7 protein-coding genes, 1 pseudogene and 1 other annotated feature are annotated in these 11,611 nt (G+C 38.7%); of the genes and pseudogenes, 5 read left to right on the forward strand and 3 right to left on the reverse strand.

The window, feature by feature from the left end; all coding sequences use genetic code 11:
- Positions 1-39 precede the first annotated feature (39 nt).
- Together F973_RS00965 and F973_RS00970 are read left to right on the forward strand one after the other, a co-directional pair.
- Positions 40-2,685, forward strand: a complete 2,646-nt coding sequence (locus F973_RS00965) for a hypothetical protein (RefSeq protein ID WP_034432064.1) — start codon at positions 40-42, stop codon at positions 2,683-2,685.
- A 251-nt stretch (positions 2,686-2,936) separates the two neighbouring features.
- Complete coding sequence (locus F973_RS00970; RefSeq protein ID WP_004758950.1) at positions 2,937-6,233, forward strand: hypothetical protein; 3,297 nt, start codon at positions 2,937-2,939, stop codon at positions 6,231-6,233.
- 57 nt (positions 6,234-6,290) lie between these two features.
- Here the strand turns inward: F973_RS00970 and F973_RS14255 are convergent.
- From F973_RS14255 to tnpA, 3 genes and pseudogenes are all read right to left on the reverse strand, one after another.
- A pseudogene (locus F973_RS14255) lies at positions 6,291-7,524 on the reverse strand (IS3 family transposase).
- Positions 7,133-7,249 (reverse strand) — a sequence feature (AL1L pseudoknot). Its footprint overlaps the pseudogene before it by 117 nt.
- The gene (tnpB, locus tag F973_RS15635) at positions 7,493-7,780 is read right to left on the reverse strand and encodes an IS66 family insertion sequence element accessory protein TnpB (protein WP_416201889.1); all 288 of its coding nucleotides are present in this window, start codon (positions 7,778-7,780) and stop codon (positions 7,493-7,495) included. Before tnpB ends, F973_RS14255 begins: the two are co-directional and overlap by 32 nt.
- Entirely contained in the window at positions 7,723-8,106 is a 384-nt protein-coding gene (gene tnpA / locus F973_RS00990) for an IS66-like element accessory protein TnpA (RefSeq protein ID WP_004758955.1), read from the reverse strand. The genes tnpB and tnpA overlap by 58 nt, the downstream gene beginning before the upstream one ends.
- 522 nt (positions 8,107-8,628) lie before the next feature.
- Here tnpA and F973_RS00995 point away from each other — a divergent pair.
- The 3 genes from F973_RS00995 to F973_RS01005 all read left to right on the forward strand — a co-directional run bounded on the left by F973_RS00995 (position 8,629) and on the right by F973_RS01005 (position 11,253).
- Positions 8,629-9,561: an IS5-like element ISAha2 family transposase gene (locus F973_RS00995; protein ID WP_004758956.1), complete on the forward strand. Its 933-nt coding sequence runs from the start codon at positions 8,629-8,631 to the stop codon at positions 9,559-9,561.
- 237 nt (positions 9,562-9,798) lie between these two features.
- Positions 9,799-10,998, forward strand: a complete 1,200-nt coding sequence (locus tag F973_RS01000) for a tyrosine-type recombinase/integrase (protein WP_004758957.1) — start codon at positions 9,799-9,801, stop codon at positions 10,996-10,998.
- Positions 10,999-11,031: 33 nt separating this feature from the next.
- Complete coding sequence (locus F973_RS01005; protein ID WP_004758958.1) at positions 11,032-11,253, forward strand: hypothetical protein; 222 nt, start codon at positions 11,032-11,034, stop codon at positions 11,251-11,253.
- The last annotated feature ends 358 nt before the right edge of the window (positions 11,254-11,611 follow it).

Consider the following 11,611-nt stretch of genomic DNA (forward strand, 5'->3'; position numbering starts at 1 on the left):
AGATCAGACATGCCTTAGGCATGAATGAAAGGTAACTTTATGAAAGTAGTTGTCAGCGTATTAAGCGGAAGGAACAAAGGTAAGGTCTATGACCTTACCGAACCGCCTAATGGTGAGGCTCACTACGTTTTATGTGAAGATGATGTATTAGAGTTTCGAGTTCAGACAGGGGTTGAACGTCCAGATATTCATTTGGCGTTACATGAGCTGTTTTTTGAGCCGACTAATGATGTGATACCGCCGACTGATAATAAGCCGTATTACGAATATGTCTGGAAACCTAAGTCTATTCGACCTGGCGATTTTCGTCAGGAAGCATTTTTCCATAATTTCTGTGGTTTAGCTGAACTACTGGTGGTCAATCGTATAGAAGTAGCCTTTGAAACATACGAAGTAGAAGTATTAAGACAGCTCCAACCGATTGAAGTGTTGGCGCGTAAGCTTAATGCTGATCGTATCAATGGCATGCTTGAATTTTTGGCTCGTAATGATGGTCGGGACCTAGCTGCTCTGGCTCGAATCACACGTAAGTATTCGGGCTTTAAGGAAGGTGACAAAACGATAGCGTTTACCCTCGATAGAATTGAGAAATACGTCAATTTTATTGATGAAGTGTTGCCGTCTATTGTGAGAAATCCGATTGTTAAAATGGTTTCTCGCAACACCATCAAAGCTTACACGAATCATTCAAACATTACCGAAGATTCGATTAACCATTTGATCAGCAATCCTGACGACCTTTATACGGTTTCAGATGTTGAAGATGCTTTATTTGAATTTAACGGTGATTTCTACGGTGTTGATAAGATTCTTGAAACCGAAATCGTAGAGGAAACTGATCTTTACGAGAACCAAGTTGTTCACGGCTTTATTGAAGTTTTACTTAATTCAATTGACGGCATCTTGGGTCGATTGTTTGAGGTCAAGGTAAAACCGAACACACAGACGATTCATGGTTATGAATCCCTGTTTAACAAGCTTCATCTGTTTAACACCAAATTGAACAAGCCTTGTATCGATCGCTGCTATGACTTTCAAAATCGCTTAAAACGAGTTAAGCGTATTCTTGAAGATCGTTTAAAGGTCAAGAAAAAGGTTACAGCGACACCTCACTTCACCCATAAGGCGAAGCAGAATAAGACCTATCAGACAATATTCTTGATGATGATTGAATGGTCTCGCTTTGGTAGCCCAGATTGGAGTTTACAAAACGAACTTAACTCGATTCAGAACCTTACCAAGCTGTTTGAGTTCTATTTGTTCTGTTTGACAAAAGAACACGTATTAAATTATGCAAGACAGTTTAACGGTGGATTGATTGCATCCCCGATTGATGGTTCAGATGACAGTCGTTTTGTGTTCAAGTTCAATGAAGATATCATGGCAGAGTTACTGTATGAGCCAAACATCTTCAACAGCATGAACGAAGATGATGCCTTGTTGCCTGACTACTGCAATACAGAAGCTTGGAAACCTGGTTCAGATTCTCGTACATGGAAAGGCGAACACGCCCACTACAACGAAACTTCTGGCGAAGGATTCCGTGTGCGTCTTGATGGTCAGTACACTCAAAAACAATACCGTATCCGTCGTGCACCAGACGTAGTCTTGCGCTTGATGGGTGCGAAAGACGAATCAATGCTGATCATGGATGCGAAATACATGGTCTCAACGAAGGCGTTCCATGAGGCAATGCCTGAATGTGTGATGAAGTATCTGCACGGTATTCATGTCGGGGAGACTGGTCAAAACCGTTCTATCGGCTTAATGATCGTGAACCCTGATGAAGCTGATGTAACTCGTCATTTCCACCATCGGGAATATTCGATTTACGGCAAGCATCCTGTGACACCGGCAATTATGACTGCATCAATTGATGTGGCGAAGGCTCACAAACTGGATTCAACGATTCAACATGACATTTTCCGTCTTATTGAATTAATGATTGATAAGGTGAGTGATGATGGTTTAGGTGAAGTTAAAGTTGATGTTGCTGATCTGTACGATAACTTTGATGGCGAAGATGAAGAAACCTTTACGGAAATGGAAGTTCAGCCTGAGGAAACAAAACAGGTTGAAGAATCAAAAACCATCAAGATTGAAGTAAAACTTAATCAAGATAAACCTGTAGAGGCTAAACCTGAACAGCAACTAGATTTGTTGTCGGAACCGGAAATTGAGTTGTTGTCGGAGCCTGAACCTGAGGTTCGGGAGCAGAAGCTAGATAACCCACCTGTGTTTAATCAGGCGAAGCCTCCTGTAAAACCGGTGCAGCCGAAAAAGTTGAAAAAACCGATTATGGCTTTACCAACGCAGGGCTTGCTCAAGCAAGACAAGGTTCCTTCAAAGAAACCGACGCGTACCAACAGTAAGCCGAAAACCTTAGAGGTGAGTGTTGTTGATAAACGCCTTAATGACCGTGAGCTAATGTTTGATAAAATAGACCTTAGTGGACGCTATGTTAAATATGAGCTATTGCCAAACTATGAAGAGTACAACGCTCTTTCCAAACAGTTTAGCATCGGGTCGTTATCCGATATTTATATGACGGATGTAGGCATGGTTTTCCCTGAGGTTAAACAGAGAGAAATTGAGGTTGAGCGGGAAATTTCTGTTTCGATTAAAGGCAGCTCTTTGGTCTCGGAAGATCAGACTACCTCTCTAAAGGTCAAGTTCATCACCTAAGCCAAAGCATCAAAAAACGGTCCTAGTGACCGTTTTTTTTGTATTGATATCAAACTAGATTTGAGAAATTTCATCTATTCATTAAAGCTTGATTATGCACTTTCCAGTTGAAAGTAAAATAAATTTTAGGTGTAGGCTTATTCATTTGAGAATTATATTGCTGAATAAATCCTTACCGGTAGGTTTGTGCAACAAAGCTGTTTTGTGTTAAAAAAGTGTTTAAATTTTTTTATATTAAAAATAGAGATAAAATGTCTGCATTACCTCTATCGAGCTTTAGAAGTTCTCCATTTTGTGAAATTGTCATCAAGTCCAAGCCAGAAACTTTCAAAGATTTCCTTAATAGCATCTGGACTGACATTGAGATAGATAGATCAGACACCCAACCTCTTGTTAATGCAGCATGTGAAAAGTTCGGATTTGGTGATGTTCACGAGTTGATAGAGTTCGCTGATGCACGTTTGTCACCACAACTAAAAGACCTTTTTCTTGAAGTTACCCAAAGTTTTCATTTTGAGCCTAGCCGACTGATTGAGATCAGAGCCTTGCTTGAATCTGAAATTAAAAAACCATCTGACCCTGAAAACGGTATCAACCAATGCGTTGCAATGTGGTTAATGGGTGCATTTGAAGGTGCATTTCACGAATCTTACGATTACCTTTACCTGAGTGCCTTCTATAGGCAGGGGGCAACACTACCTCTTTTTAACGGACAAATCCCTGAATACTCTAGCACCCAGATCAAAACTGAAACTGAATACAAAGATCGAGTGATTTTTAGTGTTCTTATCAATGACCAACAAGTTTTAGCGCGTAAAGCAATATCAAGTCTGGGATTGTTTAGCTATGGTGATCTCAGTGAGTTTGGCAATATTCTGAGAACCGATGTTTCCCTATTTGGTTTGGGAAAAAACGATTTGGTCTATAACCAGATGCGTATGATTATTCAGCAGCACTTCACGGTGAGAGAAATTCTGCACTGGACGGAATACGTTCAGTTCAATCCACGCTTTTTTACGAACACTGACACTCTACAACAAATCCATGAAAAATATCCTGACTTCAATGTAGCGGAAGAGTTCGATAAGACCCTCTCACGCCTGACCAATATGCTGCCTGTAATTAGTCTGTCAGCAATAGGCATGATACCGCCTTACCTTCATAATTGTGGTTCTACGTTCATGGCTATGCTGTGCAAAGACTATCAATTTATTGAACACTATTTAGATCAGTATTGCAGCGAACCCCAGATTGATGCTTTAAGAAAGACGTTAGTGCAATCCTGTTATCTAATTTATAAAGACATTTTGCAGACAATCACCAGACGACCATCATCATTCCATTCAGTCGAATACGTTGTCTTTGAATTGCTGCCATTCTTTGAGAATCTGGTTGAACAGCTTTATGGACCTGAAAACCACATGGTTCATGTGGTGTTCGCGATCAGAAAATTACATCAGGCAATCTCACAACCATCAACGCCAGTAGGTAATTCGGAAATGGTCTATTGGGGTTCTCAGCCTAAAATTTATGATGACCTGGATGCTCGTAAAGCTTTTCAAACTGCTGCAAAGGCAGGGTCCATTTCAGCTCGACTACAGTTAAAACGTGCTTTTTCCCACACCAAAAAGGACACGGCACAAAACTTGCAAACAGCTATGGATTGGGATTTGGAAGGCATCAGAAATAAAAACTCCTTAGGCTCGATTGGTATCACTTATGATTTTATTGGCTTGTTTGTTGAAAACCAAAATAATGCCGGTGATCACAGTGGATTAGTCCGTGACTACATTAGAGAAAAGGTTGTCTCTGGTGATCTTGGCTTTCCAGAGTTTACAGTTCATGTCATAGAAGAATTTAAACAAGCTGCTCAAGCGAAAAACAGGGCGATCAACTTTGATAATCCAGAGCTATCGCCTGAAACCTTAGATGCTTGGCGTGACTTTATCTGCAATATTTTCCCATTCTTAAAAAACAGGATGCTAACGCACAAAGACATAAGTGCTGAATGTGCATTTCTAACGCTCTGTGGTGAGTTGGGTAGTTCTTATGCCACATTAAGCCTTAACTCCAAAGCTAAAGATGATGTTTTCTATGAAATGCTTGCTCCTGTGTGTGCGTCATTAGAAACACTAACTAATCCAAAAAATGCGCCATATTATCTTATGACAGATAATTGGTTCCGCTTCACACAAGATTATTCTACGGAAGATTGTCAAAACCCTAAAAACGCTATCCGTATCATTCATTATATTGACCGGATGTTCTTGCTTTTTGAAGAGTTTGAAGCTCACGTTCAGTCAATTCTTGATAAAGGGCAACTCCCTTCAATTCAACTTGTTGGTGTAGGTGTCAACTTTATCCAATACTTGTTCCATCTTTCCAAGCTGATGCTTGATCTTGAGAAGGCATTTGACCGTCATATATATCGTGAAACTACTGAGCAAATTTTCAAGTTCTGGTCTGATCGGTACTCTATGGATGCCAATGCAGCTTCAATGGTTAAATTGTCAGACCTGATTACACGACCGAACCGTTTAATCTATAGTTTGATCAGAACAGCTTTGGCAACCAGAACTTTAAGCACCCGAACAAACGTGTTGTGTAATCCTATTACCCCACACGCATTCCTCGAAGCCATGAATGAGTATTCCCCTAGTTTTGATTCACCAATGGGGATAATTTATACAATCTACCTAATCTATATCGAAAAAGTGCTGTATGAAGCAATGGGAGAACAAAACCATGTAGAATGCCTAAATATCAATATATATGCTCAATACCTACATAGCTTGATTGTTGCTCATTCAAATGTTTTCTCTGATATTACCCAGGCTGTGAAGAACAACTCCACGGATTCAAAACCCGCACAACTAGATTTACAAAACAAGGCTAAGGCAATGGCTTCAAATCAAACCTTCATTGAGAATAATCGTAAAATCCTTGCCAACACTAAAAGTCTTGAAGATTGCGTACTTGATCTGAAACAACTGGTACTGCGTGGGAGTGCTTTTGCTTCTGAAATTTATCATCAAATCAGTGTCAGCAACCTCAATGGTCGTGAGAATTTCTTGCCATTTGATAGCATGATGTTGCAATGCTGCATGAATATTTTAAGTCAGCGACCGATGGTTGAATATCTGACAAGAAGGCAGCAACAAGTTGCAATCCCTTATATGAGTTTTAACCTGTTCCTGTACAATGAAGAAGAATCTAAATTTCTTACAGAGGACATTGTTCGTTGTTACTTATTGAAAACACTGGTTTCTTATGGGGATATCTTCAGTTTAGCTTATGATGCTCATACGGCTGCAATTAGTCCTAACAAGATTTCAATGATTGGAACCAAGTTTGAAGATGCAATTATTCATCTCAAATCCGCTCTAGCCACCAATAAGTCTGTCATTCAGCTACTAGAATCGGCTAAACATGAATATAGCTATAAATTTATTCAGTCGAAGCAGAAGTTCAAAATACAGGATATTACGCCGAAAGACTGGCTTTCTTGCTTCCTCCTATCATCATCTGCAAATTTCTTGAGCGAGTGATGGAAAAAGTCGGATAAGTGAACCGTACCGGGTTTGTCGGAGACTTTTTTATTTAAGTTAAGCCACCTGACCTAACGGGTTAATCTTATCATAGTACATTGCTTCAAACTCAAAAGGCGACACATAACCCAGTGCACTGTGTACACGCTTTTTATTGAACCAATCTACCCAGTTTAGTGTCGCAAGTTGTACATCTGCTAAACCTTGCCAATCTGCTTTTAAATATTCAATCACCTCTGTTTTGTATAAGCCATTCACCGTTTCAGCCAGAGCATTATCGTATGAATCACCAGTTGTACAGACTGATGCTCGTAAATTTGCTGCTTCTAAACGATTGGTATAGCGAATCGAAAGATATTGCACACCCCTGTCGGAATGATGAATCACATTCTTTGGCATGCCTCGATCGTGCAATGCTTGCTCAAGTGCATCGAGCACCATATCTGTATTCATCCGTGTAGATACTTTCCATCCAACAATTGCTCGTGAGAACACATCAATAATAAAGGCGGTATAGACCCAGCCTGAATGAGTTTGAATATACGTAAAGTCACTGACCTGAGAAGCACTGCTTCGCAAGGGTCAGGTCGATCAGCACTAAAATTACGTTTCACTAAATCATCTGCTCGTTTTTGATCATCTCGGTTGCGGGTAGTTTGTTTGTTCTTACCACGCCAAACACCTTGTATATCTAGCTTCTGCATCAATCGAGCAACTGTACAACGTGCGATAACATAACCTTCACGTTTCAATTGTTGCCAGACCTTACGCACACCATATCGACCTGAACTTTCTTTCCAAATTCGTTTAATTTGTTCAGCATGATACTCATCATGTAGATCTCGTTTCGCTCGATGTTCTGGATTGTCAGCGAGATCTAAAGTTCGGTAATAGGTTGAAGCTGCGATCGGTAAAATCCTACAAATCGCATCAACACCATATAAGTCTTTATTGTTATGGATGAAATCCACCATTATTTGTGTGGGCGGTCGAGCTCTGCCTGGGCGAAAAAAGCGGCTGCTTTACGTAGAATTTCATTGGCACGCTTTAATTCTTTAATTTCACGTTCCATTTGCTTCATTTTTTCTTGATCAGATATCTGTTGTACTTTAATAGGATTTTGCTGATCTAAATGCTTTTGATGCCAGGCACGAAGTGTTTCAGGAGTACAACCAATCTTAGGCGCAATTGCTGTGATTGCAGCCCAAGTAGAAGGATAATCTTTTTCAGATTCAATTAGTAATTGAACCGCTCTTTCTCTAATTTCGGGGGTATAGTTTGGTTTTTTCATCGGAATAGTCTCTCAGAATATTGAGTCTCCGACAAACCCGGTACGGTTCATTCATGCGATGGCCACGTTTATTACAGAACAGGTAAGCACAATGCGGTTTAATGTAGCCAAAGGCTCTCACCACCTGAGCCATGGCCGTATCCATACCTGCACGCATGTCCATGGGCTGGGTAGACAACCAGATTTCATCGATACGGATCATGTTGTAAGTGCCTTGAGTAATTCTGCTAAAGCAGATATTTCTGATACTTGCCATTTCAAGCCAATTTCTGCTTTTGAGTGGGGTAAAGTAATTTGAACCGTTAACATGTCAGTAGGAGTAGGATCTAATGGTGCAGAGCAAGATAAGGCAATAAATGCAGGTTTATTCGGTAGTGGTGAGCGATCATTCCTTGGCTTACCATCAATTAAGCGAATCCATTTGGATACAAGATTTGTATTCAATCCATGTTGCAAAGCGACCGAAGCAATTGAAACGTCCGGTGCTTTACAAGCCTGAACGATCTGCTGTTTAAATTCAGCACTGTATGTTCTTCGTTTTTTCGCAAGAGATGCGATGGATGTCTGGTGATTCGTAGTCATAAATTTAAGTTCCCACTTGTTTTTAAGTGGGGACTAAATTAAGGCTTATAGGATGAATTCATAAGGTGTGTTCAGCGGACGCTTACTTTCTTCTGAAAACCTGCTCGTTTCCTCATTGAGTAACATCATTTTCAGAACTAAAACAGGGCATTTTTTTTTAAACCGGCCTTCAGATATTGTTAATGCATCAATGAGTAATGTTGTCATCATTTTTTCTGCACAGGTAAGTTATTTTTAGCGTTAAAACAATAGAATAACACAGTCCCAAAATGAATAAAATTCAATCAAAAAAAACTCTGTATTTAATAAAAAATATTTGATTTATATAATTTATTTACTAACTTTATTGTTACACCAATTCATAAGTAAACCGTCTTTATGAAAATCATCATGCTGACTTTGATTCATAATAAGGGGAATTTAAAAGCTTTAGCATCACAGTTTGATTACTGGATTTTAGACAATAGTGGCTTTGTTGCACAAACCTAGCCTATAAGGTTTATTCAGTCCTATAATTTCAAAATGAATAAACCTACTCCTAAAACTTATCGTACAACCAACTGGTCTTCCTATAATCGCGCTCTCATTAATCGGGGCAACATTTCCATTTGGTTTGATCCAAACACTCAGTGGTATGCACAACCACAAAACAAGCAAGGTCGAAATCAAACTTACTCCGATACGGCTATTCAATGCTGTTTAATGATCAAATCTTTATTTAGACTCTCTTTACGCATGGTCACGGGTTTTGTTCAAAGTCTGATTAAACTTTGTGGATTAAATTGGACCGCACCAGATTACAGTACGCTTTGTCGAAGACAAAAACATATTGATATTGCGATTAGCTATCAAAAAAGTAGTGATGGGCTACATCTACTCGTCGACTCAACTGGCTTAAAGTTTCTAGGTGAAGGTGAGTGGAAACGTAAGAAACATGGACCTGAATATCGTCGCCAATGGCGTAAGCTTCATATTGGCATCGATGCTGAAACCTTGCAAATACGTGCAGTACAGCTTACTACAAATAATGTGAGCGATTCGCAAGTACTCGGTGATTTACTTGCTCAAATTCCCTTAGATGAACGAATTGATTCGGTCTATACCGATGGTGCTTATGACACGAAGCACTGCAGACAAGTCATTCTAGATCGAGATGCACATGCGCTCATTCCGCCAAGAAAAAATGCAAAACCATGGAAAGATCAGAAATTGAGATCTTTAGAGCGGAATGAGTTACTGAAAACAGTTAAACGTTTAGGAAGAACGCTTTGGAAAAAATGGTCTGGTTATCATCGTCGAAGTTTAGTTGAAACCAAGATGCATTGCATCAAACTATTAGGTGATAAATTAACAGCAAGGAGTTTTTCTAGTCAGGTGAATGAGATTCATGCACGCATAGCCGTATTGAACAAATTTACAGAATTAGGTCGTCCTCATACCCAAGTTGTCATTTGAATTCTGTTCAAATGAGCAGAGTGTTATCTTTTAAATCTTTGTGCAACAAAGCCGTTGGGAACTTAAACTTGAGGTGGTACTTGAGATGGTTACTAAAACCATAGGATTTTTAATAATAAGCATATAAAACAATATTTTACAATTTTATATGATGCGTATCATACGCATCATATATAAAGCTTTCTATTTTGATATAATTGATCCAATCAACCCCTTATTAGGTTTCATTTAAATTCCATGAGTCTTACTGAAATTAAAGTTCGCCAAGCTCATTGCAAGGAAAAAACCTGTTTTTTATCCGATGAAGATGGGCTTAGCCTGAAGATTGAACCGAGTGGAAGAAAATCTTGGTGCTATCGCTATACAGATCCACAAACAAAAAAACGTCGCCGCATTCAGTTAGGACTTTATCCTGAATTATCACTGAAAAAAGCACGACAAGTCAGAGATGATTTTAAAGACAATAATTTTAGTTTTGAAAAAGATACTATTTCTAATGTAATTACTTTTCGTAAAGTAGGGGAGGAATGGCTACAGTTCAAACTTAAGAATGCATTTAATGATTTACCCCGCTGCGGTGTACTACAGTTAGCAGAAAGATGTTTACAGCATGATATTTACCCAGACCTTCAGGATTTACCTTTTGAAAACGTCAAGCGCTATGACTTGGTTTCAGTGATAAAAAAAATAGAGGCGCGCCAAGTAAAAGAACCAGTCAAAAAAGCTTGTAGCTATTTGAACCAAATTTATGATTACGCTGTAGCGATGGGTTATTGTGAATACAATATCGCTCATGGTTTAAATAAAATTGTAATCAACAGTAAAATTAAGAAGAACTATCCGTATTTAAAAGCGGAGGAAATATCCGAATTTAAGAATAACTTACAAAAATTGGATGCCCATCCCATTATTAAAAAAGCACTAATGTTCAAATTACATACTGGAGTGCGAGGGGCTGAATTGTTATTGGCTGAGCCTCATCATTTTGATTTAAATGCAAAAATATGGAAAATTCCTGCCTTGCATATTAAACAATTTCGACGTAAAGTCATTTTAGGCCATGAGATTCCAGACTTTTTAGTACCACTTTCAAATCAGGCTTTAGAGATTTTAAAAGACGTCATGCAGTGGTCATACGGTGAAAAATACCTTTTTGCTAGCCCACGCAAATACAATCAACCGATTCATTTTAATACTCTAAATATGGCCATACGTAAGATGGGGTATGGCAAACATCAATTATCTTCTCATGGATTACGTTCTACTTTTAGTACCATTTTGAATGACTCAGGTTTGTTCCAAGATAATTGGATTGAGGCACAACTTTCACATATTGATAAGAACCGTACCCGTGCCAGCTATAATCACGCTGACTATTTAGCTCAACGGACTGAAATGATGCAGTGGTGGGGTGATTATTTAAGTACTACTAAGTGAAAATCGTACTTTTATACATAAACTTAAAACATTATGGGGTGTCAAATGGATAGTAAACAATATACTTACCGTGTTATATGGTCAGCAGAAGATAATGAGTATGTTGGGTTGTGTGCTGAGTTTCCATCATTGTCTTGGCTTGATGCGGATCAGTCTAAAGCATTCTCAGGAATAGAGGAGCTCGTTGCTGATGTTGTCGCTGATATGGTTAGCAATAATGAAAAAGTTCCTACACCACTCTCCGGAAAAATATAGTGGTCAGTTTATTGTCATTGTTCTCAGTGGTTTAACAAAAACTAGCCCTCGAAGCCGCAGAACGTAGTGTGGACATGAATCGTTTAGTATCAGTAAAAAGAGCTATGTAATTTTAGTCTGTACTAATGTCTAGTAGGAGTGAGTGATAGAGCAGGAACAAGAATTTATGCTTCATATATTCTGTAAATCGTATGAATTAATAGGTATTTTTAAAGAAAGTTTCTTTGATTTAGTGCTTTTTATTTAAAAAATTAATTTTTAAATCTCTGTACACGACAAAAATAGATAACTCATTGAAATAATGTCATAATAATTGTTTTCTAACGACGAATACTATGACACATCTCAATGAGTTATA

Source organism: Acinetobacter sp. CIP 102129, assembly GCF_000368305.1.
GTDB lineage: Bacteria > Pseudomonadota > Gammaproteobacteria > Pseudomonadales > Moraxellaceae > Acinetobacter > Acinetobacter parvus.